The sequence below is a fragment of the Streptomyces kurssanovii genome (assembly GCF_040677245.1).
Lineage (GTDB): Bacteria > Actinomycetota > Actinomycetes > Streptomycetales > Streptomycetaceae > Streptomyces > Streptomyces kurssanovii.
On the sequence record NZ_JBFAQK010000004.1, the window covers coordinates 25076 to 50297 of the forward strand.

The window sequence follows — 25222 nt, forward strand, 5'->3', positions numbered from 1 at the left end:
AACGCCCGGTGCCGTGGGGCGCTAGGAGGAGAACCGTGCGATCGGGTTCGTCAGCGTGCCGACGAACTGGAGCGCGGCCGACGGGTCGGCCAGGTCCACCATCTGCCGGTTGTTGCGCAGCTGGAGCCGGTTCAGGCAGGACAGCGCGAACTCGTCCGCGAACATGTCGTACTGCGCGAACTTGTCCGCCAGCTCCGGCACCGACCGCTGGTACGCGCGGACGCACTCGGCGACCGTGCGCCAGAAGTCGTCCTCGCGGAGCACCTCCTCCTCGGCGAGCGTCGCGCCGAGGAAGCGGAAGAAGCAGTCGAAGACGTCCGTGAAGATCGAGAGGATCTTCGTCTCCTCGGGCACCTCCACCCGGATCCGGTCGACGGACGGAGGCAGTACCGCGTCCGGGTCCATCACCGCGATCTCTTCCGCGATGTCCTTGAAGATCGCCCGCCGGACCGTGCCGTTCTCGCCGAGCGCCAGGATGACGTTCTCGCCGTGCGGCATGAAGACCAGGTCGTAGGCGTAGAAGCTGTGCAGCACCGGCAGCAGGTAGGCGTCCAGGTAGCCGCGCAGCCACTCGGTGGGGGCCAGTCCGGAGCCGGTGATCAGCGCGCCCGCGAACGACCGGCCCTCGTGGTCGACGTGCAGCAGGGACGCCATGGTGGCGAGCCGCTCGCCGTCCTCCAGGGACGCCACCGGGCTCTCGCGCCACAGGGCGGCCAGCATCTTGCGGTAGGGGGAGTACCGGTCGGTCGCGGCCTCGTACTCGAGGTGGCGGTAACCCACGGCCGCACGCTCGCGGATGATCGAGAAGCGGGCGGCCTTCAGCACGTCGTCGCCGTCGATCAGCCCGGCCAGCCAGTCGTTGATGGCCGGCGTCGCTTCCATGTACGCGGCCGAGAGACCGCGCATGAACCCCATGTTGAGGACGGACAGGGCCGTCTTCACGTAGTGCTTCGCCGGGGCGTCGGTGTTGAAGAACGTCCTGATGGACTGCTGCGCCAGGTAGCGGTCGTCGCCCTCGCCCAGGTACACCAGCCGCTGCTGGGCGATCTCGGCGGCGAAGGTCACGGACAGCTTGTTCCACCACTGCCAGGGGTGGGCCGGGATCAGCAGGTAGTCGGCGAGATCGAGGCCCTGGTCCGCGAGGCTCTTGGCGAAGCGGTCCACGGCGTCGTCGCCGAGCTCGGCCCGGATGAAGGTCTCGTAGTCGATGCCCGCGCCGGCGGTGAACGCGGCGCGGTCGCGGCGGGCCGCCAGCCACACCAGCCGGAGGGGGTTCGCGGCCTCCGGGGCGTAGGCGTGGTACTCGTCGATGCCGAAGCCGAGCCGGCCGTTGTTCGCGACGAAGCAGGGGTGGCCCTCCGTCATGCCGGTCTCGACGGCCTGGAAGTCCGCCTCGGCCAGCTCGGCGGCCGTGACCGGCGGTTTCGCCGACTTGTACGCCGTGCCGGAGAGGGTGGAGGAGATCTCCTCCAGATACACGGGCAGGATCTCGTCGCTCAGCCCGAGTGAGCCCCGCATCTCGATGACGAACTCCAGCGCGTCCAGCGGCAGCCGCGCGCCGTCGCGGTGACGGCTGATCGACCCGGCGGCCACCTGCCAGTGGTCGAGGGCGAAGCGGCGGGCGGTGAAGCGGTACTCGGTCGCGCCGTCGTCCGCGACGAGGCGGTAGGCGTCGTCGCCGAGGTGCTCGGGGGTCAGCAGCCGCTCGTGGGCGAACTCGGCGAGGGCCTTGCGGACGAGGAGCCGGTTGGCGTGCGCCCAGCGGTCGGGCGTGAGGTGGGACACGGGATTCATCGGGTCACCGCCGTGGCCGCCTCGAACTGCTCGCGGGTGCAGAAGCTCAGCAGAGCCTCTTTCTCGGGCTTCACTATCTTCTCGGCTGCGACGAAGCCGACGGCCTCGTTGAGCCGGTGCACGGCCGAGTTGCCGACGTCCGGCTCGACCACGACCCGCTTCGTCGCCGGATCGGCGAACAGCTCCCGCATCACGGCGGTGATCACGGCGAGGGTGAAGCCGTGCACGGGCCGGTCGGTCGGCGCGACGAGGAAGTGCATGCCGACGTCGCCGGGCTCCGGTTCGTACAGCCCGACGAGCTCCACGTACCGCGGGTCGTAGCTCTCCATCAGGAAGGCGGGTTCGCCGTCGTGGAGGCCCATGAACGCGTGGTGGTGCTCGTGCGCCGCTATGCGCATGTACTCGCGCTCGACGTCCTGGAGTTTCGCGTCCTGCATCATCCAGAACGCGGCCTTCGGGTGGGTGACCCAGCTGTGCAGCAGCTCGGCGTCCGCCAACGGGTCGAGGGGCCGGACGGTGAGGGGACCGACGGCGGTGGTGGTGCTCATACAGCGAACTCCTGGAACGCGATGGACTTCTCTACGGCGTAGTACTCGCTGCCCAGCAGCTCGCCGATGATGTAGGCGTTTCGGTAGGCGCCCATGCCCAGGTCGGGCGAGGTGATCGAGTGGGTGTGCACGCCCGCGTTCTGCAGGAAGATCTCCCGGCCGGCCGTGTCGATGGAGTAGTTGCGGGCGACGTCGAAGCGGCCGTGGCCGTCGAGCCGGATCCGGTCGGCGACGGGCTCCAGGAAGGCGGGGGTGACGTACCGGTAGCCGGTGGCCAGGATCAGGCCCTCGGTGTGCAGCTCGTAGTCCTTGCCCTGCTCCTCCTGGCGCAGTCCCAGGGTGTAGGTGCCGTCCTCGTACGAGGCGGTCCGCAGCGCCGAGTTCGTCAGCAGCCGGGTGGGGACCGGGCCCTTCAGGTTCTTCTGGTAGAGCAGGTCGAAGATCGCGTCGATCAGCTCCGAGTCGATGCCCTTGAACAGGCCCTTCTGCTGGGACTCGAGTCTGTAGCGGGTCTCCTCCGGCAGCGCGTGGAAGTAGTCGATGTACTCCGGGGAGGTCATCTCCAGCGTCAGCTTGGTGTACTCCAGCGGGAAGAAGCGCGGGGAGCGGGTCACCCAGTTGAGCCGGTAGCCGTGCACGTCGATCTCGGAGAGCAGGTCGTAGTAGATCTCCGCCGCGCTCTGGCCGCTGCCGACGAGGGTGATCGACTCCTTCTTCTGCAGCGCCTCCTTGTGGTCCAGGTAGCGCGAGTTGTGCAGCAGGTCCCCGCCGAGGCCCTGGCAGGCCTCGGGGATGTACGGCGGGGTGCCGGTGCCCAGGACGAGACGGCGGGCCGTGAATGCGTCGTCGGCGGTGCGCACCACGTACACCTCGCCCTCTTCGTCGTACGACACCGAGGTGACGGTGGTGTTGAAGCGGATGCTGCTCAGCCGGGCCGCGGCCCACCGGCAGTAGTCGTTGTACTCGGTCCGCAGCGGGTAGAAGTTCTCCCGGATGTAGAAGGAGTAGAGCCTGCCCTTGTCCTTGAGGTAGTTCAGGAACGAGTAGGGCGAGGTCGGGTCGGCGAGGGTGACCAGGTCCGACATGAACGGCGTCTGGAGATGGGCGCCTTCCAGGAACATCCCGGAGTGCCATTCGAAGTCCGGCTTGGACTCCAGGAACAGGCCGTTCAGCTCGTCGATCGGCTCGGTCAGGCAGGCGAGACCGAGGTTGAACGGACCCAGGCCGATACCGATGAAATCAAGAGGCGTGGACAAGGTTCTCTCCAAGGAACTGCTCGGCGTGGCCGGCGATCAGGTCGAGGACGGCGGCGATGTCTTCGGTCGTCGTCTCGGGATTGAGCAGGGTGAACTTCAGGTACTGACGCCCGCCGACCTTGGTGCCGGCGACCACGGCCTCGCCCGACGCGAACAGCGCCTTGCGGGCGTGCAGGTTGGCCCGGTCGATCAGGGCGGGGTCCGTGACGGACCGCGGGATGTAGCGGTAGACCAGGGTGGACAGCTGCGGCCGCACGACCACGTCGTAGCGCGGGTCGGCGGCGAGCAGCTCCCAGCCGGCGGCTGCGAGGTCGCACACCTCGTCGAAGAGCTGCCCCACCCCGTCGGCGCCCATCACCCGCAGCGTCATCCACAGCTTGAGCGCGTCGAAGCGACGGGTGGTCTGCAGGGACTTGTCGACCTGATTCGGTATCCTCCCCCGCAGTCCTCCGGACGCGGGAGGTGCCCCCACATCCACAGTGGGCCGCGGGTTGAGGTAGTCGGCGTGGTAGGTGGCGTGGCGGAGCGTGGCCGCGTCCCGCACCAGCACCGCCGAGGAACTCACCGGCTGGAAGAAGGACTTGTGGTAGTCGACGGTGACCGAGTCGGCGTGCTCGATGCCGTCGAGGAGGTGGCGGCGGGTGGGCGAGGCCAGCAGCCCGCAGCCGTAGGCGGCGTCGACGTGCATCCAGGTCTCGTACAGCCCCGCGAGCTCGGCGATCTCCGGCAGCGGGTCGATGGAGCCGAAGTCCGTGGTGCCCGCGGTCGCGACGACGGCCATGGGGACGAGGCCCTCGGCGCGGCAGCGCTCCAGCTCCGCGGCGAGCGCCACGGTCTGCATCCGCTTGTCGCGGTCCACGGGGATCGAGACGACGGCCTCGGGGCCGAGCCCGAGGAGGGTGGCGGACTTCTGGACGCTGAAGTGGCTGCACTCGGAGCTGAAGATGCGCAGTTTCGCCAGGTCGGTGGTCTTGGCCTCCTGGCGGGCCAGCAGCAGGGCCTGGAGGTTGGACTGGGTGCCGCCGCTGGTGAACACGCCGTCGGCGGCGGGGCCGAGGCCGATCCGCTGCGCGGTCCAGTCGATCAGGCGGCGCTCGATGAGGGTGCCGCCGGCGCTCTGGTCCCAGGTGTCCAGGGAGGAGTTGACCGCGGAGAGGACCGCCTCGCCGAGCACGGCCGGGATGACGACCGGGCAGTTGAGGTGGGCGAGGTAGCGGGGGGAGTGGAAGTAGACGGCGTCCCGGAGGTACACGTCCTCCAGCTCGTCCAGGGCGGCGGACGCGTCTCCGAGCGGCCGGTCGAGGTCGATCGCGGAGACGACCGGGGCGAGCTGGTCAGGGGTGACTCCGGTGAACGGCCGTCGGGTCGTGGCGAGTCGGTTCGCCACCCGCTCGACTCCTTCGGTCACGGAGCGCCGGTAGTGCTCCGCCGTCATGTCATTGAGCAGGTGCGAGCGCATGCAATGTCCTCCCGTGGCGGGGACCTGGTCGCGCCTCAGGGGACAGGAAGAAGGGGGCGAGGGCGACGCCTTAAGTAAGGTAAGCCTAACCTAACTCAAGCCTCGAAAGTCCCTCGCCCCCCTCGGGGCACAACCGTTATGTCGTTGATCACACAATGACCGTGCGTGGACGGTCAGTTGAGGCCGCGACGGGTCACTCGGCCTCTTCCGCCGGCTCCTCGCGGAGCCCGTCCTCGCTGACGCCGCGCTTCCAGTAGCCGACGAAGGTGACCTTCCGGCGGTCGAACTCACGGTCGTTCACCAGAAGACGCCGCAGCGCCTTGATGCTGCCGGACTCGCCCGCGATCCAGGCGTAGCCGACGCCCTCGGGCAACTCGGCGGCGGCGACGGCCTCCACGGCCGACGGCGCGCCCTCGTCCCTGACGAGCCAGGTGATGTCGGCGTCCGCGTCCGTCTTGAGCGGCAGCCGGTCACCGCCGTGCGGCACCTCCAGCCAGACCTTGGCCTTCCGGCCGGCCGGCAGCCACTCCAGGATCGCCGAGGCGGCGGGCAGCGCCGTCTCGTCCGCCCAGATCAGCACCCAGTCGGTGTCCTCGGGCGGCCGGCAGCGCACACCGGTGTTGTCGGCGACCGCGGGGCCGAGCACCATCACCTTGTGCCCGGGCTCGGCCGCCAGCGCCCAGCGGCAGGCCGGGCCGCCGTCCTCGTGCACGGCGAAGTCGATGTCCACCTCGCCGTCCTCGACGCGCTGCTCCCGCACCGTGTACGAACGCATCACGGCCCGCACGTCGTCGGGCAGCGCACGCCACGCGGCGAAGATGGCGCCGCCGTCACCCGCGTCCACGGGGACGACCGGGGCCGGCTGGCCGGGGTGCGGAAGGAACAGCGACAGGGACTGGTCGCGGCCGCCGGCCACGAAGTCCCGCAGGCCGTCCTCCGCCTGGCCGGTGAAGGTGACGCGGACGAGCGACGGGCCGAGCCGCCTTGTCCGCGCAACCTGAAGGTCGAAGAAACGGAACGGGGCGATCTCGGCCTCGGTCGTCATCGTCAGGAGACCTTCTTCGCGTTCTCGATGGCCTTCGCCAGATCCTCGAGGATCGGCGCGCACTTGGCGTAGGAGTAGATCGGCTCGGTGACACGCGGGACGACCTGACCGGCCTTCACCGCGGGGAGCCCGGCCCAGGTGGGCTTGGCCTTGAGGGTGTCGGGCTGCAGGGTGCCGGTGCGGTTGTCCAGCATGATGATGTCGGCGCCGTACTTGCCGGCGTTCTCCCAGCTCAGCTCCTCGAAGAAGCCCTGGGCGTTCGGCTTGGGCTCGACGAACTTCACGCCGAGTTCCTGGAAGTAGAGCGTGTCCGCCGACATCTTCGGGACGGAGACGTAGAAGAGTTCCTGGCTGCCGGAGCCGATCAGGACCTTCAGGTTCGGCTTGGCCTTGGCGGCCTGGCGCAGCCGCTCGGCGGCCTTCTCGAAGCGTGCCTTGGCGTCGGTGACCTTCGCGGCCTTCATGTCGGCGCCCAGGGACTCCGCGAGGTCCGCGCGGCGCTGGAGGGCGCCCGGCATGTTGATCTGCGCGGCCCACAGGGCGACGCTCGGGGCCAGCTTGAGGATCTTGTCCTTGGACTGGTCCGGCACGTACCAGAGGGCGTCCTTCTCCCACATGTCCGTCACCAGCAGCTCCGGCGCGAGCGCCGCGTACTTCTCCACGTTGAACTCGCCCCAGACGTTGCCCAGGATCTCGAGCTTGCTGATGTCCATGTCGCCGGCCTGGACGTCGGCCTTGCCGTCGGCGGTCTTGGTCGGGCCGAACACCCCGGTGACCTCGACCCCGTAGTCGAACAGGGCGGCGGCGGTGCCGGTGAAGGCGACGATCTTCTTCGGGACGGCCTTCGACTCGGACTTCTTGCCGCGGTCGTCGGTGAAGGACCAAGGGCCGGACTTGGCGGCGGCCTTGTCGGAGTCGCCCTTCTCGCCCTTCGAATCCTGGCCGCACGCGGCGAGCGCCACGCCGAGCCCGAGGGCGCCGCCGGCGGAGAGCAGGCCGCGTCGAGTGAGATGGGAAGCTCGGGCGTTGGGCATGGTGGTGTCCGCTTTCGTACGTGCCGAATAGGCCACTGGCAGGTTTTGAAGGTAGGTTAGCCTAACCTCAGAAGTTGTCCAGGGCCGGTCGGGCGCCGGGAGCGCGAGCGCGGAGTGACCTTGAACACGCGGCGGCGCGCGGCCCCGTGAGGGTGCCGCGCGCCGCCGTGAGCCCCGGGTCAGCCGGTGAGGCCCAACTCCCTTGCGATCAGCATCCGCTGGACCTCGCTGGTGCCTTCACCGATCTCGAGGATCTTCGAGTCGCGCCACATGCGGGCCACCGGGTACTCGTTCATGAAGCCGTAGCCGCCGTGGATCTGGGTCGCCTCACGGGCGTTGTCCACCGCGACCGTCGACGAGTACAGCTTGGCGACGGCCGCCTCCTTCTTGAACGGCTCGCCGTGCACCAGCCGCGACGCCGCGTCCCGCCAGCCGACGCGCGCCATATGGGCCTTCATCTCCATGTCCGCGATCTTGAACTGGATGGCCTGGTTCGAGCCGATCGGCCTGCCGAACGCGTGCCGCTCCCGCGCGTACTTCACGGACTCGTCCACACAGCCCTGCGCGAGGCCGGTCGCCAGCGCCGAGATGGCGACACGGCCCTCGTCGAGGATGCGCAGGAACTGCGCGTAGCCGCGGCCTTCTTCGCCGAGCAGGTTGGCGACCGGGACGCGGACGTCCGCGAAGGACAGCTCGCGGGTGTCGGAGGCGTTCCACCCGACCTTGGAGTAGGGGGCGGCCACCGTGAATCCGGGCGTCCCGGAGGGGACGATGATCGCGGAGATCTCCGGACGGCCGTCCTCCTTACGGCCCGTCACCGCGGTGACGGTGACCAGACCGGTGATGTCGGTGCCCGAGTTGGTGATGAAGCACTTGGAGCCGTTGATGACCCACTCGTCGCCGTCCCGTACGGCGGTGGTCCTGGTGCCGCCGGCGTCGGAGCCGCCGTCCGGTTCCGTCAGGCCGAAGGCGCCCAGCAGCTCACCGGAGCACAGCCGCGGCAGCCACTGCCGCTTCTGCTCCTCGGTACCGAAGAGATGGATCGGCATCGCGCCCAGCGAGACGCCCGCCTCCAGGGTGATGGCCACGGAGGAGTCGACGCGGGCCAGCTCCTCCAGGGCGATCCCGAGGGCCAGATAGTCGCCGCCCATGCCCCCGTACTCCTCGGGGAAGGGCAGCCCGAACAGGCCCATACGGCCCATCTCACGGACGATCTCGTACGGGAACTCGTGCCGCTCGTAGAAGTCGCCGATCTTCGGGGCTATCACGTCGTGGGCGAACTGCTCGACCGTACGGCGGAGTTCCTCGTGCTCGGCGGACAGCCGGTGGTCCAGGGACATCAGGGGGTCACTCCTTGTGGGAGAGGGCGCGGACGGTACGGGAAGGGCTGGGGCGGCCCAGTTGTTCGGCCATCCACACGCTCGTGGCGGTGAGCCGGCCGAGATCGACCCCGGTTTCGATGCCGAGGCCGTGAAGCATCCACACGAGGTCCTCGGTGGCGAGGTTTCCGGTCGCGCTCTTCGCGTAAGGGCAGCCGCCGAGGCCGCCCGCGGACGAGTCGACGACGCTGACACCGTGCTGGAGCGCGGCGAGGGTGTTGGCGAGAGCCTGGCCGTACGTGTCGTGGAAGTGCACGGCGAGCCGGTCGGCCGGGACCCCGGCGCCGGCCAGCTCGGTGAGCAGGGCCGCCACATGGCCGGGTGTGGCGACACCGATCGTGTCGCCGAGGCTCAGCTCGTCGCAGCCCATGTCGGCCAGCCTGCGGCAGACGCGGACGACCTGCGCGAGGGGCACGGGACCCTCCCACGGGTCGCCGAAGCACATGCTCAGATAGCCGCGCACCCGCAGACCGTGCTCCACGGCCCTGGTCACGACCGGCTCGAACATGGCGAGCGCCTCGTCGACCGTGCGGTTGAGATTGGCCTTGGCGAACGACTCCGTGGCGCTGGCGAACACGGCCACCTCGCGGGCGCCGAGGCCGAGCGCCCGGTCCAGGCCCCGGTCGTTGGGGACCAGGACGGGCAGCCGCACGCCGGCGAGCGAGTTCACGAGCGGGAAGAGCTTCTCCGCGTCGGCCAGTTGGGGCACCCACTTGGGGTGGACGAAGCTCGTCGCCTCGACGGTGGTCAGTCCCGATCCGGCGAGTCGGCGGATGAACTCCGCCTTGACCTCCGTCGGCACCACCGACTTCTCGTTCTGCAGGCCGTCGCGGGGACCGACCTCATGGATGCGCACACGGTCGGGAAGCCCCTGGCCGTGGACGGTCATCGGCAGTCCTTCGGTACCGGTCATGCGGTGACCTCCCCACCGGTCGTGCCGGTCTCTCCGGTCTCTCCGGTCTCTTCAGGGGTGACCACGGCGAGCACCTGGTCCATGGCGACGGTCGATCCCGCGGTGACGTCGAGCTCCGTGACGGTCCCCGCGTGCGGGGCGGAGATCACGTGCTCCATCTTCATCGCCTCGACCACGAGCAGGCTCTGCCCGGCGGCCACCACGTCACCCACGGCGACCTTGACGACGGTGACCGTGCCCGGCATCGGGGCCGCGAGGGTGTCCACCCCGGAACGGGCGGCGCCGCTCAGCGACGCCTCGACGGGGTCGTGATCCATCACGTGCCAGGAGTCGCCGTCCCGGCCGAGCCAGTCGCCCGCCCGGTGGAAGGTGTGCGTGACCCCGTGCATCTCCACGGAGACCGTGTGCTTCTCCACCCGGGGCGTCGCCTGCCGACGGACGGCGTGGTCCACCGGGTCCGAGCCGGGCACGCGCAACGGGAAGGCGAGCGGGGCCGGTTCGCCGCCCATCCGCCAGCCGTTCGGCACGGAGAACGGGTCGGTCCAGCCGGTGCCGTCCGGGCGGGGCGCCAGCGCGGCGGCGCGGACCGCCGCCGCGGCCTCGTACACCTCGTCCGGCACGCCGGCCGGGACCAGGCCCTCGGCCTCGCGCTCCACCAGGCCGGTGTCCATCTCGCCGGAGACGACCGCCGGGTGGGCCAGCAGCCGGCGCAGGAAGCCGGCGTTCGTCGGGACGCCGAGCGTCACCGTGTCGGCCAGGGCGGCGCGCAGCTTGCGCAGCGCGGTGGGGCGGTCGGGGCCGTACGCGATGACCTTGGAGAGCATCGGGTCGTACAGGCTGCCGACCTCCGAGCCCTCGCTGAGGCCGGAGTCGGTGCGCACCCCCTCGCCCTGCGGCTCGAGGAGCCTCAGGACCGTGCCGCCGGAGGGAAGGAAGCCCCGGGAGGGATCCTCGGCGCAGATCCGGGCCTCGATCGCGTGGCCCGTGAGGGTGATGTCGTCCTGCGTGAACGTCAGCCGCTCGCCGGCCGCGACCCGCAGCTGCCACTCCACCAGGTCCAGTCCCGTGACCAGCTCGGTGACCGGGTGCTCGACCTGGAGGCGTGTGTTCATCTCCATGAAGTAGTACTGGGAGGGGTCCGTGCCCGGCACGATGAACTCCACCGTGCCCGCGCCGCGGTAGCCGCAGGAGCGGGCGGCCTGCACGGCCGCCTCGCCCATCGCGGCGCGCGTCGCTTCGTCCAGCAGGACGGACGGCGCCTCCTCGATGATCTTCTGATGGCGGCGCTGGAGCGAGCACTCGCGCTCTCCGAGGTGGACCACATTGCCGTGGCCGTCGGCCAGCACCTGGATCTCGATGTGGCGCGGGCGGTCGATCCAGCGCTCGACCAGCAGCGTGTCGTCGCCGAAGGAGGCACGTGCCTCACGCCGGGCCGCCGCGATCTCGTCCATCAGTGCGGACTCCACGCGGGTGAGGCGCATGCCCTTGCCACCGCCGCCCGCGGAGGGCTTGAGAAGCACCGGCATGCCGATCTCGCGTGCGGCGGCGGCCAGTTCCTCGTCGCTCAGCCCGCTGCCGGACGATCCGGGCACGACCGGGACACCGGCCGCCCGCACCGTCTCCTTGGCGCGGATCTTGTCCCCCATGAGGGAGATCGCGGACGGCGACGGTCCGATGAAGACCAGCCCCGCCTCCGCGCAGGCCTGGGCGAAGCCCGCGTTCTCCGCGAGGAAGCCGTAGCCGGGGTGCACGGCCTGTGCGCCGGTACGGGTCGCGGCGTCGAGCAGCCTCTCGATGGAGAGATAGCTCTCGGCGGCCGGCGCCGGGCCGATCCGGACGGCCGTGTCGGCCTCGCGCACATGGCGGGCCCCGGCGTCGGCGTCGCTGAAGACGGCCACGGAGCGCACGCCGAGGGACCGCAGGGTGCGGATGACCCGTACGGCGATCTCGCCCCTGTTGGCCACCAGAACGGTGTCGAACATCGTCATCGTGGAAGGTCCCTCACATCCGGAAGACGCCGAAGCCGGCGTCCCCCAACGGGGCGTTGGCACAGGCGGTCAGAGCGAGCCCCAGCACCTGCCGGGTCTCCATCGGGTCGATCACGCCGTCGTCCCAGAGGCGGGCCGTCGCGTAGTAGGCGTTGCCCTGCTGTTCGTACTGGGCGCGGATCGGGTCCTTGAAGGTCTCTTCCTCCTCGGCGGACCACTGCTCGCCGCGGCCCTCGAGCTGGTCCCGCTTGACGGTGGCCAGCACGGACGCGGCCTGCTCGCCGCCCATGACCGAGATCTTGGCGTTGGGCCACATCCACAGGAAGCGGGGGCTGTACGCGCGGCCGCACATCGAGTAGTTGCCAGCGCCGTACGAACCGCCGACGACCACGGTCAGCTTCGGCACCCTGGTGCAGGCCACCGCGGTGACCATCTTGGCGCCGTGCTTGGCGATGCCGCCCGCCTCGTAGTCCTTGCCGACCATGAAGCCGGAGATGTTCTGCAGGAAGAGGAGCGGGATGCCGCGCTGGTCGCAGAGCTCGATGAAGTGCGCGCCCTTCTGGGCGGACTCGGCGAACAGGATGCCGTTGTTGGCGACGATGCCGACCGGATGGCCATGGATGCGGGCGAAGCCGGTCACCAGCGTCTGGCCGAACTCGGCCTTGAACTCCTGGAAGCGGGACGCGTCCACGACGCGAGCGATGATCTCGCGGGCGTCGTAGGGAGTGCGGGAGTCGACCGGCACCGCCCCGTACAGCCCCGCCGGGTCGACCTTCGGCTCCTCCGCGGGCTCGACCTGCCAGGGCAGCGGGCCGCGCGCGGGCAGCGTCGCCACGATGTTCCTGACGATCCGCAGCGCGTGCGCGTCGTCCTCCGCGAGGTGGTCGGTGACGCCGGAGACGCGGGAGTGGACCTCGCCGCCGCCGAGCTCCTCCGCGGTGACGACCTCGCCGGTCGCGGCCTTCACCAGCGGGGGACCGCCCAGGAAGATCGTGCCCTGGTTGCGGACGATCACGGCCTCGTCGCTCATCGCCGGGACGTACGCGCCGCCCGCCGTGCACGAGCCCAGCACCGCCGCGATCTGCGGGATCCCCGCGCCGGACATCCGGGCCTGGTTGTAGAAGATCCGCCCGAAGTGGTCGCGGTCGGGGAACACCTCGTCCTGCATCGGCAGGAACGCGCCGCCCGAGTCCACCAGATAGACACAGGGGAGGCGGTTCTCCAGCGCCACCTCCTGCGCCCGCAGGTGCTTCTTGACCGTCATCGGGTAGTACGTTCCGCCCTTGACGGTGGCGTCGTTGGCGACGACCACGACCTCACGGCCGCTGACCCTGCCGATCCCGGCGATCACGCCGGCGGCCGGGGCCTGCCCCCCGTACATCCCCTCGGCCGCGAGGGGGGCCAGCTCGAGGAACGGCGACCCCGGGTCGAGCAGGGTGTCGACCCGCTCCCGGGGCAGCAGCTTGCCGCGCGCCGTGTGGCGGGCGCGCGCCTTCTCGCCGCCGCCGAGGCGGGCCGCCGCGAGACGGGACCGCAGACCGTCGGCGAGCTCCTGGTGTGCCGCCTCATTGGCCTGCCAGGCCTCGGAGGCCGGGTCCGCGGCGCTCGCCAGCACTGGTGCCTGCTGCATTGATCGAGCTCCCTTGCTCGGTTAATGAGCGTTAACGTGTTGCGTCAAGGTTAACGAGCGCTAACCGCCCTGTCTAGAATGAATGTTCATGAGCACCAGGACCGCGGCCCCGACCCGCCGCGAGCAGATCCTCAAGGAGGCCGCCCGCCTCTTCGCAGAGCGCGGCTTCCACGGCGTGGGCGTCGACGAGATAGGGGCCGCGGTCGGCATCAGCGGTCCCGGTCTGTACCGCCACTTCGCGGGCAAGGACGCCATGCTGGCGGAGCTGCTGGTCGGCATCAGTGAGCGCCTCCTGGACGGGGGGCGGCTGCGGGTCGAGGAGGCGGGCACCGGGCCGGAGTCGGTGCTCGCGTCCCTCATCGACGGTCACATCGACTTCGCCCTCGACGACCGCCCCCTGATCACCCTGCACGACCGGGAGCTGGACCGCCTCCGGGACAGTGACCGCAAGCTGGTGCGCCAGCTCCAGCGCCAGTATGTGGAGCTGTGGGTGACCGTGGTCCGCGAGCTCCATCCCGAGGTCGCGGAGTCCGAGGCGCGGGCGGCCGTGCACGCGGTCTTCGGCCTGCTGAACTCCACCCCGCACCTCGGGGCGAACGGCGGCGGCCCCCTGGGCCGCGCGGCGACGGAGGACCTGCTGCGCCGTCTGGCACACGGGGCGCTGGCCTCGCTCGCGGGCTGACGGGCGCGCCCGCGCGCGACAGCCCCGCGGGGTGCGGGACGCCCCCGCACGCACGGACGGGCCGACGGGCGCGCGGGCGCACCGGCGCACGGCACGCCCGGGCTGCGGGGCACGTCCCAGCGGGCAATACGGTCGACACGCTCCGCTCACCCCACGGCACAATGGGTCCATGCCGATACCCAGCCGTGCCGCTCTCGTCGACCACCTCGTCCGCTCACGTATCGCCGGAGACGTCGCCACTCCGCGCGACAACAACCTCTCCCACTACCGGAAGCTCGCCAACGGTGACCGGCACTACTGGCTCGGCCTCGAACTCGGGGACCGCTGGAGCGACGAGCAGGACGTGCTCGCCGTCATGGCGGAGCGGTGCGGGGTCAGCGACGACCCCGGACACCGGCAGGGACAGGACACCATCGACCCCGAGCTGACCGTCGACGCGCTCGAACGCATGGCCGCGCGGCTGCGCAAGGCGGCCGACGCGAAGGAGCGGGTGCTGTTCGCCACCGGCCACCCCGGCGGGCTGCTGGACGTGCACCGCGCCACGGCCGCCGCGCTGCGGGCGGCCGGCTGCGAGATCGTGCGGATCCCGGGCGGTCTGATCGCCGACGAGGGCATGGTCTTCCAGTTCGCCGACGTCGCCATGCTCGAGCGCGGCGCGACCCTCTGGCACACCCACTCGCCGGCCCCGATGGCCGCGATCCTGGACGCCATGGCGCACGAAGGCAGGCCGCTTCCGGACCTCGTGGTGGCCGACCACGGCTGGGCGGGCTGCGCGGGCCAGCGAGGGCTGGACTCCATCGGATACGCGGACTGCAACGACCCGGCGCTGTTCATCGGCGAGGCGGAGGGCACGCTCCAGGTGACCGTTCCCCTCGACGACCACGTCACCGACCCGCGTTTCTACGACCCGATGACGGCATATCTGCTCGACGCGGCGGGCCTCACCCACGAGCTGTGACACCGGCGGCGGCCCCCTGCGGCCCCCGCCGGCATCACGTTCACGGACCTCGCCGCGGCCCCCACCGCGGCCCCACCGTGACCCGTGCCGCGACCCCCGCCGGGATCAGCGGCGCCAGAGACCCCGCACCACGCAGTACGTCCCACCGAGCAGCAGCAGCGAGAGCGAGCCCCGCAGGCCCAGCGCCAGGACGTACCGCCATCCCGTCCCGAGGTCGATCAGCCGCTCGCGCAGGATCAGGAACAGCACCACCGAGCCGACGATCAGTACCGCCCCGCCGGCGGTCCACACCGCCCGGGCGCCGGGCGACGCCTCCGCCCAGGCCGCGGTGCCGGCCGCGTCGTGCGCCGGCTCATCGGCGTACGACGGTTCCTCCTCGGCCTGCGGCACCGCGCTCACTGATCCCTTCGTGCACCGGCCCGGCGGCCCGGGCGGCGTGGTCCCGGGGGTTGGTCCAGCCCCCGGGGATCCGGACGGGCGCTTGTGGCGTCCTAGGATCTGCATCCAGGCTCGCAGCAGCAGGCACGCCATCGCTCAGACCACAGGACGACCTTTGCACTACGACTTGAGGCCGCCGGTGCGTGTGCTCGTCGTCGACGACGAGGAACTGGTACGCACCGCGCTGCAACGCCTCCTCGACTCGGCCGACGCCGTCACCGTCGCCGCCACCTGCGACGGCCCCGACGCCCTCGAAACGGCCCGGCGGCTCGCCCCCGACGTGGTCCTGCTGGACATCGACATGCCCGGAGCCTCCGGCCTCGACGTGCTGCGCGCCGTCCGGGCACTGCCCGCTCCGCCCGTGGTGGCCATGCTCACCGCCCTCGACCGCGCCGACCACGTCGAACGTGCCCTGCGGGACGGCGCGTCCGGGTTCCTGCTGAAGACCACGGAACCGCGCCTGTTCGTCGACGCGGTGCGCCTCCTCGCCGCAGGCGGGGTGATCTGCACACCGCCGGGCAGCGCCGCCGTACTGGCCCGGTACACGGCCGGTGTCCCCGCTCGCACGCCGCCCCGGGCGACCGACGACCTCGCGGGCCTCACCACGCGTGAGCACGAGGTCCTCACCCTGATCGCGGCAGGACTGTCCAACACCGACATCGCCACCCACCTCGGTATGGGGGTGACCACGGTCAAGACGCACATCGGCGCGCTGAAGCGGAAGCTCGCCGTCACCAGCCGGGTCGGCCTCGCCGCGATCGTCCACCGCGCCACGGGCGGACAGGGACCGGGATGAGCGCCCGGTACTGGGCCGGTCAAGCCCTCGTCGTCGCCGCCGCGGTCGCGGAGGCACTGGCCACCCGGGTCTGGCTGGAGGACTGGATGGCCGTCGGCGCGCTCGCCGCGGCGGGCCTGCTCGTCCTTCGCGGGCGTTTCCCCCGCACCGTCTTCGCCCTCACGCTGCCGACGCTCGCCACCGGCGTGCTGTGGCTGCCCGCCATGTGCGCGCTGCACGCCCTCGCCGCCTCACCGCGCCGTCGCGGGGAAGTGGTCGCCGCCTCGGCCGCCGTGGCCGTCGTGGCGTTCGTGCCCTGGCGGGACCTGGACGGATATGCCTGGTCGCTGCCGGAGACCACCCTCGGCGTCCTGCTCGCCGGGCTGCTCGCCGTCGCCCCCGCCGCCCTCGGCCTGCTCGGCCGCGCCCGCGCCGAACTCGCCGCCCGCCTCGCCGAACTGGCGCTCTCCCGCGAACGTGAGCGCCGGTACGCCGCCGAACAGGCCGCGCTGCGGGAACGCGAACGGCTGGCCCGGGACGTCCACGACACGGCGGCCCACCACCTGAGTCTGATCAGCCTGCGCTGCAGCGGGCTCGCCGCGGCCGCCGATTCAGCGCCGTACCGGGAGGAGGCCGCCGCCCTGGGTGAGCTCAGCCGCCGCGCCGCGGCCGATCTGCGCCGGGCCATCCGCCACGACGGCCCGGGCCTCGCGCAGCTCCCGGAGCTGCTGGAGGCCGCGCGCGACCTCGTCGAGGCGGTGCACCTGGAACCCGGCGCATGTCCTCCGGCGGTCGAGCACGCCGCCTACCGCATCGTCCAGGAGGGCCTGACCAACATCCGCCGCCACGCCCCGGGCGCCGCCGCCCGCGTGAGCGTGCGCCGTAGCGGGCACTCCCTGCTCGTCGCCGTCCACAACGACCCCCCGCCGGGCCCCTGCCCGCCCCCCGACCCCGGCGGCCACGGCCTCTCCGGCCTGCGCACCCGCACGGCGGCCCTCGGCGGCACCCTCACGGCCGGCCCGACCCCGGCCGGCGGCTTCGCCCTGGCCGCGACGCTGCCGGTGCCGACGGCGCCCGACCCGGGGGCGGAGCTTCCGGTGCGTGGAGAGACGTAGTCAACCGGGGATCGCCGCTTCACTCGTGCGGCGCATTTCCTGGGGGATCGGGCTGTTATACAGTGCGGTATCTATATGTTCGGCTGTATGGGAGATCCTTTCGACATCGAGATCGAGCCGGAAGTCCGGCTGTGGCTGATGAATCTTTCCGACGCCGACTTCGAACGAGCTGAACACGCGGCCGGGCGTCTTTCTGACGACGCGGCAACACTTGGCGAGCCACACTCGCGTTATCTCGGCGACGGGGTGAGGGAGTTGCGCTTCGACCTGGGGCACGACCGTGAGGCTGTGAGGCTCTCCTACTGGCTCGCGTCGAGGCAAAGGGCCGTACTGCTCACGGTCTTCCGCAAGACGAAGCAGCGTGAGGAGGCCGAAGTGGCGCGGGCGAAAAGGGCCAAGGTGATCTGCGAAGCGGAGCACGGCCCGGCGCACGAGGAGTTCACGCGCACCATCAAGGAAAGGGAGATCCGTTGACCAGTCACGCACGATGGAAGCTGGCCCGCGACAAGGCGATCGCCAAGGGCATCAGCGAGAGCCCGGAGACCGCCCGGCGACGGGAGGAGATCCGGCTGTCCTGGGATCTCGGTCAGGCCGTCTACGACCGGCGGACCGAGCTCGGGATCTCCCAGACCGAGCTCGCCAAGCGCGCCGAGATGACCCAGCCGCAGGTCTCCAAGCTGGAGCTCGGCGGCACCATGCCCACCCTGCCGCTGCTCGCCCGACTCGCCCGCGCGCTCGACGCGACGCTCAGTCTGGAGCTCGACGGTGACACGTCGAAGGTGGTGTTCGCGGCGCACTCCCCGGCCGCCTGACCGCCGGCCGGGGAGTGCGCCGTGCGCGGTCAGCGCGGGACGCGGACCACGCCCTCCTGGATGACCGAGATCGCCAGCTGCCCGTCCTGGGTGTAGATACGGGCCTGGCCCAGGCCCCGGCCGCCGGAGGCGGACGGTGACTGCTGGTCGTACAGGAGCCATTCGTCCGCGCGGAAGGGCCGATGGAACCACATCGCGTGGTCCAGCGACGCTCCGACGACGTCCCCGACCGCCCAGCCGCCCCGTCCGTGGGCGAGCAGGACAGAGTCGAGCAGCGTCATGTCCGAGACGTACGTCGCGAGGCAGACGTGCAGCAGGGAGTCGTCGGCGAGCTTCCCGTTCGCACGGAACCAGACCTGCGAGCGCGGCTCACGCGACCGGCCCGCCGTGGCGTACGGCGGCTCGTCCACGTAACGGAGGTCGACCGCCGCCCGTGCCTCGAGGAGCCGGTCCACCACGCCGGGATCGACGAAGCGGTCCGCGTAGCGGGGCAGCATCTCGGCGGCGGTCGGCAGCGATTCCGGGTCCGGCGCGTCGGGCATCTCCGCCTGGTGCTCCAGGCCCTCCTCCGGCGTCTGGAACGACGCGGAGAGGTGGAAGATCGGCTGGCCGTGCTGGACCGCGACCACCCGTCGGGTCGTGAACGACCGTCCGTCGCGGATGCGGTCGACCGTGTAGACGATCGGGGCGCCGGGGTCGCCCATGCGCAGGAAGTACGAGTGGAGCGAGTGCGCCGTGCGGTCCGCCGGGGCGGTCCGGCCCGCGGCGACCAGCGCCTGTGCGGCGACCTGACCGCCGAAGACGCGTGGGACCACCGCCGAGCGGGAACTTCCCCGGAAGATGTTCTGCTCGATCTGCTCCAGGTCGAGCAGATCGAGCAGTTCGTCGAGCGCTTGGTTCACGTCAGGGAACCTACAGGCCCATCGACTTGGCGATGATGGACTTCATGACCTCGCTGGTGCCGCCGTAGATGCGGTTGACGCGGTTGTCGGCGTACAGGCGGGCGATCGGGTACTCGTTCATGTAGCCGTAGCCGCCGTGCAGCTGGAGGCAGCGGTCGATGACGCGGTGGGCCACCTCGGTGCAGAACAGCTTCGCGGAAGCGGCCTCTGCGGCGGTCAGCTCGCCGGCGTCCAGCGCTTCCAGCGCGCGGTCGGCGACTGCCTCCGCCGCGTCCACCTCGGCCTGGCAGGCGGCCAGCTCGAACTTGGTGTTCTGGAACGAGGAGACCGTCTTGCCGAAGACCGTACGGTCGGTCACGTACTGCTGGGCGAACCGGACGGCGGCCTTGGCCTGGGCGTACGCGCCGAACGCGATGCCCCAGCGCTCGGACGGCAGGTTCTGGCCGAGGTAGTAGAAGCCCTTGTTCTCCTCGCCGAGCAGGTCCTCGACGGGGACCTTGACGTCGACGAAGGCCAGCTCGGCGGTGTCGGAGGTGCGCAGGCCCAGCTTGTCCAGCTTGCGGCCGACGGAGTAGCCCTCGGACTTGGTGTCCACGGCGAACAGGGAGATGCCGAAGCGGCGGTCGTCCTCGCGCGGGGCGGACGTGCGGGCGCAGACGATCACACGGTCGGCGTGCACGCCGCCGGTGATGAAGGTCTTGGCGCCGTTGAGGACGTAGTGCGTGCCGTCCTCGGAGAGCTTGGCGGTGGTCTTCATGCCCGCGACGTCGGAGCCGGTGCCCGGCTCGGTCATCGCCAGCGCCCACATCTCCTCGCCGGTGACGAACTTCGTCAGGTAGCGCTTCTTCTGCTCGTCGGTGGCGAGCAGCTTGATGTAGGGGAGGGCGAGCAGCACGTGTACACCGGAGCCGCCGAACTGGACGCCCGCGCGGGAGGTCTCCTCGTAGAGGACGGCCTCGAACTTGTGCGTGTCCAGGCCCGCGCCGCCGAACTCCTCGGGCACGTTGATGCCGAAGATGCCCAGCTCACCGAGCTTGTAGTAGAAGTCGCGCGGCGCCTGGCCGGCAGCGAACCACTCGTCGTAGACGGGGACGACCTCGGCCTCGATGAAGGCGCGGATGGTGTCCCGGAACGCCTCGTGGTCCTCGTTGAATACGGTCCGGCGCACGGACGCCTCCTCGGTGACTGTGACTCTGTGGGCACGCTGCATGGCTAAGCGCTTGCTCAGCCTAAGTTACCGGGGGGTTGTTGAAAGTGTCCATAGTGATGCTGAGCACGTACCGGCGTGACGACGCCCCCGTCACATGGACGGGGGCGTCGCCGATGTTGCGCTGCGGGTGTCCTCAGCAGGCGATTCCCTGCGAGCGCAACCACTCGCACTGCGTCTCGCCGGACGTCTTGCCGCCGTCGTAGGCGCGAGGGTCCTTGTATCCCGGACCGACCGGCTCGTTCTGCTCGAACACGCCGTCGCCGTCGAGGTCCCCGCCGTCCGGATCGATCGTCTTTTCGGGGTTACGGCAGTTCTGGCGGTCGGCGGGGTCTGTGGTGCACGCCTTGTCTGCCGCGGCTTCCGCCGCCGCGTTCTGGGCCGTGGCCTGGGTCGCGAGGGCCTTCCCCAGCGGAGCGGTCCCGAGCTGCAAGGAGACGTGGGGAAGGTCGGCCGGCGGCCGAGGTGCGGAGGTCCCGGACCCGCAGGCGGAAAGTGCCGGGAGCAGGCAGGCTGCCAGAAGGGCGGTGCCGGCGAGTGTGCCGGTCCTGCGGCGGGTTATGTGCATGGGCCCACGCTCCGACCGATGAGTGATTTGTCCGTTTGTGCGACGAACGCTACGGCGGTTCCCCCGACCGGTCAACGTCTCGGGGCCAGCCGCTCCCGCCCACCCGGAGCGCTTCGGATCCATGACAAACGCGGGCCGGGCCCCGCGCCGGAATCGTGTTGACCTTTACGTAACGTCAAGTTCTACCTTTCACGCATGGAGTGGTCGATCCAGGACATCGCGCGGCGGGCCGGTACGACGAGCCGGACGCTGCGGCACTACGGCGACCTCGGGCTGCTTGCGCCGAGCCGGGTCGGAAGCAACGGCTACCGCTACTACGGCCAGGACGAGCTCGTGCGCCTGCAGCGGATCCTGCTGCTGCGCCAGCTCGGGCTCTCGCTGCCGGCGATCGCCGAGGTGCTCGCGGGGCAGCAGGAGACCGCCGCCGCCCTGCAAACGCACCTCGAGCTGCTGGAGCAGGAGCGCGAGCGCATCGGCCGGCAGATCGCCGCCGTGCGGACCACTCTCGACAAGACGACGAGAGGAGAGCAACTCATGCCCGAGGAAGTGCTGGACGGCTTCGACCACACCCGGTACGAGCAGGAGGTCACCGAGCGCTGGGGCCGGGAAGCATATGTGAACGGCGACCGCTGGTGGCGGTCCCTCACCGACGAGGAGAAGCGGGACTTCAAGGAGCGCCAGGCGGCGATCTCGAGGGACTTCGTCGCCGCCTTCGCATCCGGAAAGGCCGCGGACCACGACGAGGTCCAGGACATCGCCCGGCGCCATTGCGCGTGGCTGTCCGGACCCGTGCCCGTCACTCGCTCGTACGTCATCGGCCTGGGCGAGCTCTATGTCGCCGATCCCCGCTTCACCGCGCTGTACGACCAACATGCCGAAGGAGCCGCCGTGTTCGTCCGCGACGCTCTCAAGGTTTACGCGGAGCGGCATCTGACCGACTGACGCGTCGGTGCCCGACGGCCGGCAGTGGCAGCACCTGGCAGGCGATCCCGAGCCGCGGACGGAGGTGGGATCAGCCCGGCAGTGCCGGTGGCGGGCCCGGCTGGGGGTCGTCCGCGTCGTAGGCCGACAGCGCCGCCTGGCGATGGTCGAGGAGTTCGGCGAGATCCTCCGGGGACAGGTGCTCGCGTGCCAGTTTCACCGTGGCGCGGCCTTCCAGGGCCGCCCAGGCATGACGGGCGCGCTTGTTGGCGCGGCAGCGGGCGTCGCTGCGGAGGAAGCCCGCCCCGGCCGCGAAGCCCGCGGAGGCGAGGGCGAGCAGCGCCGCGGGGATGCGGGCGTCCGCCGTGGCGAGGCCGGCGGCTCCGGCGGTGCCGGCGAGGAGGGCGGCCGGGAAGCCGAGGGCGATATGGGCCTTGGTCCAGAACTCGGCCCGGCGGTGGGCGAGCCCCTTCTGGCGTTCCGCCTCGTCCCGTAACCGCTCGATCTCGGCGCGCAGGCGGCGCGCCGGCCCGTCCGGGTCCGCGACCCTGGTTCCGTCAGCAGGAGTGACCATGCGGGAATTCCAACACACTTGACGGGCAAGGGGATTGGTGTGTGGTGACAGCTTTCGGCCGCGTCGGTCGTGGGCTTGTCACGGAACCGTGGACTCGGACCACCTACCCCTGCCGTAGCGCGAACCACAGCTCCATCCGGACGTCCACGTCGTCCAGGTCGGCGTCCAGCAGGTTCGCGCAGCGGCCGATGCGCTGGCGGACGGTGTTGCGGTGGATGCCCATGGCGGCGGCGGTCCGGTCCCAGCTGCCGTGCAGGGAGAGCCAGGTCCGCAGCGTCTCGACGAGCGCGGGGGAGCCGGCGAGCGGGGCCAGCCGCGCACGGGCGTCGTCGGGGGTGAGCGGGCCGTACTCGCGGTGGCGCACCAGGGGCTTGCCCGTCGTGAGCGCCAGGCGGACGGCGCGTGCCGCGTGCGTGTCGGCGAGGGTCAGGTCCCGCGCCTCCGCGGGGGCACTGACTCCGAGCGACCATCCCGGCTGGGCCGCGACCGCCGTGCCTGCGGGCAGCAGCAGCCGCACCGTGCTGCCGTCGGACGTCTCGACCAGCGAGGTGCCCAGCGCCGCCGCCAGCGCCGCAGCCGCGAACGGGGTTCCGTCGCCGCCCTGGGCGTGGACCACCGTCCAGGGGCCCGGGTCCAGGGAGCGCGCCGCCTCGGCCGGGGCCTCGCCCAGGAGCAGGCGGACCAGGGCCGCGTCACGCACCGCGGAATCCGCGCCGCGTCGCGGGGCCGTGAGCAGCGAGAGCAGGACGACGGCCACCCCGGCGATGGTGTGGTTCCCCGGCTCGTGGTGCTCGGACGCGACGCCGAGCGTGAGGCCGTCGGCGCCGCCGAGCGCGTACGCGGCGAGCCGCAGCCCCCCGCCGTCCCCGCTGGCCGTCGCCGGTCCGCCCGGGCGCGGTCCCACCACTCCCGCCAGTTCCGCGAGCGCACGGCTCGCCGCGTCGGGGATCGGGCGGCCCGCCGCCGCCGACTCCGTACCGTCCGGAGCGAAGAGCACCGCGCGTCCGCCGAGCCGCGAGGCCAGCGCGCCGAGCACCGCCGGGACAGGTGCCGGCCGGGCAGCCGCCGTCGCCAGCGACTGCTGGGCCTCGGTCACCCGCCGCAACTCCTGGAGGCGGGCCTGGGCCATGAGCCGCCACAGCGCCCGGGCGACCGCCGTGAACGGCGTCCGGGGCGGCACCTCGACCAGCGGCAGGCCGTGGCGGGTGCACGCCTCGACGAGCTCCGCGGGGACGGTGTCGTACACCGGCGCCACGCCGAAGCCGAGTGCCGCCGCGCCCGCCTCGACCACGCGTTCCACGTACCGCGACGGGTCACTGAGCTGCACACCCGCCGTCATCAGCAGTTCGCCGCCGAGGAGGTACGGATAGGGGTCCGCCATCTCGGACGTGTGCACCCAGTGGAGGGTGGCGTCCTCGGGGCCCGCGAGCAGTCGCAGCCCGAGATCCCGGCGGGCGAGCAGGGCGGCGAGCGGGACGGCCGGCGCCGGTGGTGTGGATACGGGCTCCTGGGCGGACATCGCGGTGGACCCTTCGTACATCCAGCAGAGAAACAGTGGATGAAACGTACACTTCAGCGTCGCTTTCCGGCCACCTACTGTCATGCCATCCAGCGGCAGCGGGTACGGGCGGATGTCCCCGCGATCGGCCCTGGCACTTTCCCCGCACGACACGCCACTGAGGTGAACAGAGGAGGGCCCCATGGCCGTCGACTACGCAGTCATCGTCCTGTACCTGGCCAGCATGCTGGCGATGGGCTGGTGGGGCATGCGCCGCGCCAAGTCGAAGAGCGACTTCCTGGTCGCCGGCCGTCGCCTCGGCCCCTGGATGTACTCGGGAACCATGGCCGCGATCGTGCTCGGCGGCGCGTCCACCATCGGCGGCGTCGGACTCGGTTACAAGTACGGCCTCTCGGGCGCCTGGATGGTCTTCACCATCGGCCTCGGTCTGCTCGCCCTGTCCGTCTTCTTCTCCGCGCGGATCGCCCGGCTCAAGGTCTACACCGTCTCCGAGATGCTCGACCTGCGCTACGGCGGCAGGGCCGGGGTCATCTCGGGCGTCGTCATGTGGGCGTACACCCTGATGCTGGCCGTCACCTCGACCATCGCCTACGCCACGATCTTCGACGTCCTCTTCGACCTGCCGCGGACCGCCGCGATCGTCCTCGGCGGCACGATCGTCGTCGCCTACTCGACCCTCGGCGGCATGTGGTCCATCACGATCACCGACATGGTGCAGTTCGTCGTGAAGACCATCGGCGTGCTGCTTCTGCTCCTGCCCATCGCCGTCGTCAAGGCGGGTGGCTTCGCCGAGATGAAGGCGGCGCTGCCGACCGCGTACTTCGAGCCGCTCGGCATCGGCGGCGAGACGATCTTCACGTACGTCCTGATCTACACGTTCGGCATGCTCATCGGCCAGGACATCTGGCAGCGGATCTTCACGGCACGCACCGACAAGGTCGCCAAGTGGGGCGGCACCGTCGCCGGTACGTACTGCCTCGCCTACGCGCTCGCCGGCGCCGTCATCGGCACGGCCGCCAAGGTGATCTACCCGAAGCTGCCCAGCGCCGACGACGCTTTCGCCACCATCGTCAAGGACGAGCTGCCGATGGGCGTGCGAGGCCTGGTGCTGGCCGCCGCTCTCGCCGCGGTCATGTCCACCTCCTCCGGCGCGCTCATCGCCTGCGCCACCGTCGCCAACAACGACATCTGGTCCCGGCTGCGCGGTCTCACCGCCAGGGCGGAGGGCGAGCACGACGAGGTCAAGGGCAACCGCGCCTTCATCCTGATCATGGGCCTCGGCGTCATCCTCATCGCCATCGCCCTCAACGACGTCGTCCAGGCCCTCACCGTCGCCTACAACCTGCTCGTCGGCGGCCTGCTCGTGCCCATCCTCGGCGGCCTGCTGTGGAAGCGCGGCACCGTGCAGGGCGCGCTCGCCGCGGTGACCGTCGGCGGGCTCTCGGTCATCGGCCTCATGGCGGCGTACGGCATCCTGGCCAACCAGCCCGTCTACTACGGCCTGCTCGCCTCCCTCGCCGCGTACGTGGCCGTCAGTCTGGCCACCCGGCCCACCGACCCGGCCGTGCTCGCCAACTGGCGCGAGCGGCTGGCCGGCCGCGGTGGCGACGAGGCCGAACCGGAGGCCCCGGCCGCCGAGGCCGCCCCGGTCCACAGTTAAAGTCGTACAAACGCCCTTGAAACGGCTGAATGCGCAACGAGGCGC

General features: G+C 71.1%; 24 protein-coding genes. 8 read left to right on the forward strand and 16 right to left on the reverse strand.

Going from position 1 to position 25222, the window contains the following annotated elements; translation table 11 throughout:
* Nucleotides 1–21: 21 nt before the first annotated feature.
* From AB0K36_RS05105 to AB0K36_RS05150, 10 genes are all read right to left on the reverse strand, one after another.
* Entirely contained in the window at nt 22–1794 is a 1773-nt protein-coding gene (locus AB0K36_RS05105; protein WP_364588474.1) for an IucA/IucC family protein, read from the reverse strand.
* The gene (locus AB0K36_RS05110; RefSeq protein WP_364588477.1) at nt 1791–2342 is read right to left on the reverse strand and encodes a GNAT family N-acetyltransferase; all 552 of its coding nucleotides are present in this window, start codon (nt 2340–2342) and stop codon (nt 1791–1793) included. Before AB0K36_RS05110 ends, AB0K36_RS05105 begins: the two co-directional genes overlap by 4 nt.
* Nucleotides 2339–3598, reverse strand: coding sequence for a lysine N(6)-hydroxylase/L-ornithine N(5)-oxygenase family protein (locus AB0K36_RS05115; RefSeq protein WP_364588480.1), 1260 nt, complete (start codon nt 3596–3598; stop codon nt 2339–2341). Before AB0K36_RS05115 ends, AB0K36_RS05110 begins: the two co-directional genes overlap by 4 nt.
* On the reverse strand, nt 3582–5057 hold the full coding sequence (locus tag AB0K36_RS05120) for a pyridoxal phosphate-dependent decarboxylase family protein (RefSeq protein WP_364588483.1): 1476 nt from the start codon (nt 5055–5057) through the stop codon (nt 3582–3584). The genes AB0K36_RS05115 and AB0K36_RS05120 overlap by 17 nt, the downstream gene beginning before the upstream one ends.
* A 193-nt stretch (nt 5058–5250) precedes the next feature.
* Complete coding sequence (locus AB0K36_RS05125; RefSeq protein ID WP_364588485.1) at nt 5251–6102, reverse strand: siderophore-interacting protein; 852 nt, start codon at nt 6100–6102, stop codon at nt 5251–5253.
* 2 nt (nt 6103–6104) lie between these two features.
* Nucleotides 6105–7136 (reverse strand): ABC transporter substrate-binding protein, encoded by a 1032-nt coding sequence (locus tag AB0K36_RS05130; protein ID WP_364588488.1) that lies wholly within the window; start codon nt 7134–7136, stop codon nt 6105–6107.
* Nucleotides 7137–7315: 179 nt separating this feature from the next.
* Entirely contained in the window at nt 7316–8476 is a 1161-nt protein-coding gene (locus tag AB0K36_RS05135; RefSeq protein ID WP_364588491.1) for an acyl-CoA dehydrogenase family protein, read from the reverse strand.
* Nucleotides 8477–8483: 7 nt separating this feature from the next.
* Nucleotides 8484–9428, reverse strand: coding sequence for a hydroxymethylglutaryl-CoA lyase (locus AB0K36_RS05140; protein ID WP_364588494.1), 945 nt, complete (start codon nt 9426–9428; stop codon nt 8484–8486).
* Nucleotides 9425–11410 (reverse strand): acetyl-CoA carboxylase biotin carboxylase subunit, encoded by a 1986-nt coding sequence (locus AB0K36_RS05145; RefSeq protein ID WP_364588862.1) that lies wholly within the window; start codon nt 11408–11410, stop codon nt 9425–9427. Before AB0K36_RS05145 ends, AB0K36_RS05140 begins: the two co-directional genes overlap by 4 nt.
* A 19-nt stretch (nt 11411–11429) precedes the next feature.
* On the reverse strand, nt 11430–13046 hold the full coding sequence (locus AB0K36_RS05150; RefSeq protein WP_364588497.1) for a carboxyl transferase domain-containing protein: 1617 nt from the start codon (nt 13044–13046) through the stop codon (nt 11430–11432).
* Nucleotides 13047–13134: 88 nt separating this feature from the next.
* Between AB0K36_RS05150 and AB0K36_RS05155 the strand changes: the two genes are divergently transcribed.
* Both AB0K36_RS05155 and AB0K36_RS05160 read left to right on the forward strand, forming a co-directional pair.
* Nucleotides 13135–13728 (forward strand): SACE_7040 family transcriptional regulator, encoded by a 594-nt coding sequence (locus AB0K36_RS05155; RefSeq protein ID WP_037774606.1) that lies wholly within the window; start codon nt 13135–13137, stop codon nt 13726–13728.
* A gap of 169 nt (nt 13729–13897) precedes the next feature.
* On the forward strand, nt 13898–14686 hold the full coding sequence (locus AB0K36_RS05160; RefSeq protein WP_189467656.1) for a phosphatase: 789 nt from the start codon (nt 13898–13900) through the stop codon (nt 14684–14686).
* 105 nt (nt 14687–14791) lie between these two features.
* On the opposite strand, the gene AB0K36_RS05165 is transcribed toward AB0K36_RS05160, so the two are convergent.
* Nucleotides 14792–15085 (reverse strand): hypothetical protein, encoded by a 294-nt coding sequence (locus AB0K36_RS05165; protein ID WP_364588501.1) that lies wholly within the window; start codon nt 15083–15085, stop codon nt 14792–14794.
* Between the two features lie 154 nt (nt 15086–15239).
* Here AB0K36_RS05165 and AB0K36_RS05170 point away from each other — a divergent pair, with 154 nt between their 5' ends.
* The 4 genes from AB0K36_RS05170 to AB0K36_RS05185 all read left to right on the forward strand — a co-directional run bounded on the left by AB0K36_RS05170 (nt 15240) and on the right by AB0K36_RS05185 (nt 17826).
* Nucleotides 15240–15920: a response regulator gene (locus tag AB0K36_RS05170; RefSeq protein ID WP_364588504.1), complete on the forward strand. Its 681-nt coding sequence runs from the start codon at nt 15240–15242 to the stop codon at nt 15918–15920.
* A complete protein-coding gene (locus AB0K36_RS05175) occupies nt 15917–17014 on the forward strand; it encodes a sensor histidine kinase (protein ID WP_364588506.1) in 1098 nt (365 codons plus the stop codon). The genes AB0K36_RS05170 and AB0K36_RS05175 overlap by 4 nt, the downstream gene beginning before the upstream one ends.
* 87 nt (nt 17015–17101) lie before the next feature.
* Entirely contained in the window at nt 17102–17488 is a 387-nt protein-coding gene (locus AB0K36_RS05180) for a type II toxin-antitoxin system RelE/ParE family toxin (protein ID WP_364588509.1), read from the forward strand.
* A complete protein-coding gene (locus AB0K36_RS05185; protein ID WP_364588512.1) occupies nt 17485–17826 on the forward strand; it encodes a helix-turn-helix domain-containing protein in 342 nt (113 codons plus the stop codon). The genes AB0K36_RS05180 and AB0K36_RS05185 overlap by 4 nt, the downstream gene beginning before the upstream one ends.
* A 29-nt stretch (nt 17827–17855) precedes the next feature.
* Here the strand turns inward: AB0K36_RS05185 and tesB are convergent, their stop codons facing one another.
* The 3 genes from tesB to AB0K36_RS05200 all read right to left on the reverse strand — a co-directional run bounded on the left by tesB (nt 17856) and on the right by AB0K36_RS05200 (nt 20503).
* Complete coding sequence (gene tesB, locus AB0K36_RS05190) at nt 17856–18728, reverse strand: acyl-CoA thioesterase II (RefSeq protein ID WP_189467664.1); 873 nt, start codon at nt 18726–18728, stop codon at nt 17856–17858.
* A 10-nt stretch (nt 18729–18738) separates the two neighbouring features.
* Nucleotides 18739–19896: an acyl-CoA dehydrogenase family protein gene (locus AB0K36_RS05195; RefSeq protein WP_364588515.1), complete on the reverse strand. Its 1158-nt coding sequence runs from the start codon at nt 19894–19896 to the stop codon at nt 18739–18741.
* A gap of 175 nt (nt 19897–20071) precedes the next feature.
* Complete coding sequence (locus tag AB0K36_RS05200; protein ID WP_364588518.1) at nt 20072–20503, reverse strand: hypothetical protein; 432 nt, start codon at nt 20501–20503, stop codon at nt 20072–20074.
* Between the two features lie 195 nt (nt 20504–20698).
* Here AB0K36_RS05200 and AB0K36_RS05205 point away from each other — a divergent pair, with 195 nt between their 5' ends.
* Complete coding sequence (locus AB0K36_RS05205; RefSeq protein WP_364588520.1) at nt 20699–21445, forward strand: MerR family transcriptional regulator; 747 nt, start codon at nt 20699–20701, stop codon at nt 21443–21445.
* A gap of 70 nt (nt 21446–21515) precedes the next feature.
* Here the strand turns inward: AB0K36_RS05205 and AB0K36_RS05210 are convergent, their stop codons facing one another.
* Nucleotides 21516–21998 (reverse strand): hypothetical protein, encoded by a 483-nt coding sequence (locus AB0K36_RS05210; protein ID WP_364588523.1) that lies wholly within the window; start codon nt 21996–21998, stop codon nt 21516–21518.
* A gap of 103 nt (nt 21999–22101) precedes the next feature.
* On the reverse strand, nt 22102–23517 hold the full coding sequence (locus tag AB0K36_RS05215; RefSeq protein ID WP_364588526.1) for a PucR family transcriptional regulator ligand-binding domain-containing protein: 1416 nt from the start codon (nt 23515–23517) through the stop codon (nt 22102–22104).
* 181 nt (nt 23518–23698) lie between these two features.
* On the opposite strand from AB0K36_RS05215, the gene AB0K36_RS05220 reads away from it, so the two are divergent.
* Nucleotides 23699–25177, forward strand: a complete 1479-nt coding sequence (locus tag AB0K36_RS05220; RefSeq protein WP_364588529.1) for a sodium:solute symporter family protein — start codon at nt 23699–23701, stop codon at nt 25175–25177.
* Nucleotides 25178–25222: the final 45 nt, after the last annotated feature.

Excerpts from the sequence above, each read along its gene's own strand:
- AB0K36_RS05105 (WP_364588474.1), bottom strand. The coding sequence starts at position 1,794 with ATGAATCCCGTGTCCCACCTCACGCCCGACCGCTGGGCGCACGCCAAC.
- AB0K36_RS05110 (WP_364588477.1), bottom strand. The coding sequence starts at position 2,342 with ATGAGCACCACCACCGCCGTCGGTCCCCTCACCGTCCGGCCCCTCGAC.
- AB0K36_RS05120 (WP_364588483.1), bottom strand. The coding sequence starts at position 5,057 with ATGCGCTCGCACCTGCTCAATGACATGACGGCGGAGCACTACCGGCGC.
- AB0K36_RS05125 (WP_364588485.1), bottom strand. The coding sequence starts at position 6,102 with ATGACGACCGAGGCCGAGATCGCCCCGTTCCGTTTCTTCGACCTTCAG.
- AB0K36_RS05130 (WP_364588488.1), bottom strand. The coding sequence starts at position 7,136 with ATGCCCAACGCCCGAGCTTCCCATCTCACTCGACGCGGCCTGCTCTCC.
- AB0K36_RS05135 (WP_364588491.1), bottom strand. The coding sequence starts at position 8,476 with ATGTCCCTGGACCACCGGCTGTCCGCCGAGCACGAGGAACTCCGCCGT.
- AB0K36_RS05140 (WP_364588494.1), bottom strand. The coding sequence starts at position 9,428 with ATGACCGGTACCGAAGGACTGCCGATGACCGTCCACGGCCAGGGGCTT.
- AB0K36_RS05145 (WP_364588862.1), bottom strand. The coding sequence starts at position 11,410 with ATGTTCGACACCGTTCTGGTGGCCAACAGGGGCGAGATCGCCGTACGG.
- AB0K36_RS05150 (WP_364588497.1), bottom strand. The coding sequence starts at position 13,046 with ATGCAGCAGGCACCAGTGCTGGCGAGCGCCGCGGACCCGGCCTCCGAG.
- AB0K36_RS05155 (WP_037774606.1), top strand. The coding sequence starts at position 13,135 with ATGAGCACCAGGACCGCGGCCCCGACCCGCCGCGAGCAGATCCTCAAG.
- AB0K36_RS05160 (WP_189467656.1), top strand. The coding sequence starts at position 13,898 with ATGCCGATACCCAGCCGTGCCGCTCTCGTCGACCACCTCGTCCGCTCA.
- AB0K36_RS05175 (WP_364588506.1), top strand. The coding sequence starts at position 15,917 with ATGAGCGCCCGGTACTGGGCCGGTCAAGCCCTCGTCGTCGCCGCCGCG.
- AB0K36_RS05180 (WP_364588509.1), top strand. The coding sequence starts at position 17,102 with ATGGGAGATCCTTTCGACATCGAGATCGAGCCGGAAGTCCGGCTGTGG.
- AB0K36_RS05200 (WP_364588518.1), bottom strand. The coding sequence starts at position 20,503 with ATGCACATAACCCGCCGCAGGACCGGCACACTCGCCGGCACCGCCCTT.
- AB0K36_RS05205 (WP_364588520.1), top strand. The coding sequence starts at position 20,699 with ATGGAGTGGTCGATCCAGGACATCGCGCGGCGGGCCGGTACGACGAGC.
- AB0K36_RS05210 (WP_364588523.1), bottom strand. The coding sequence starts at position 21,998 with ATGGTCACTCCTGCTGACGGAACCAGGGTCGCGGACCCGGACGGGCCG.
- AB0K36_RS05215 (WP_364588526.1), bottom strand. The coding sequence starts at position 23,517 with ATGTCCGCCCAGGAGCCCGTATCCACACCACCGGCGCCGGCCGTCCCG.
- AB0K36_RS05220 (WP_364588529.1), top strand. The coding sequence starts at position 23,699 with ATGGCCGTCGACTACGCAGTCATCGTCCTGTACCTGGCCAGCATGCTG.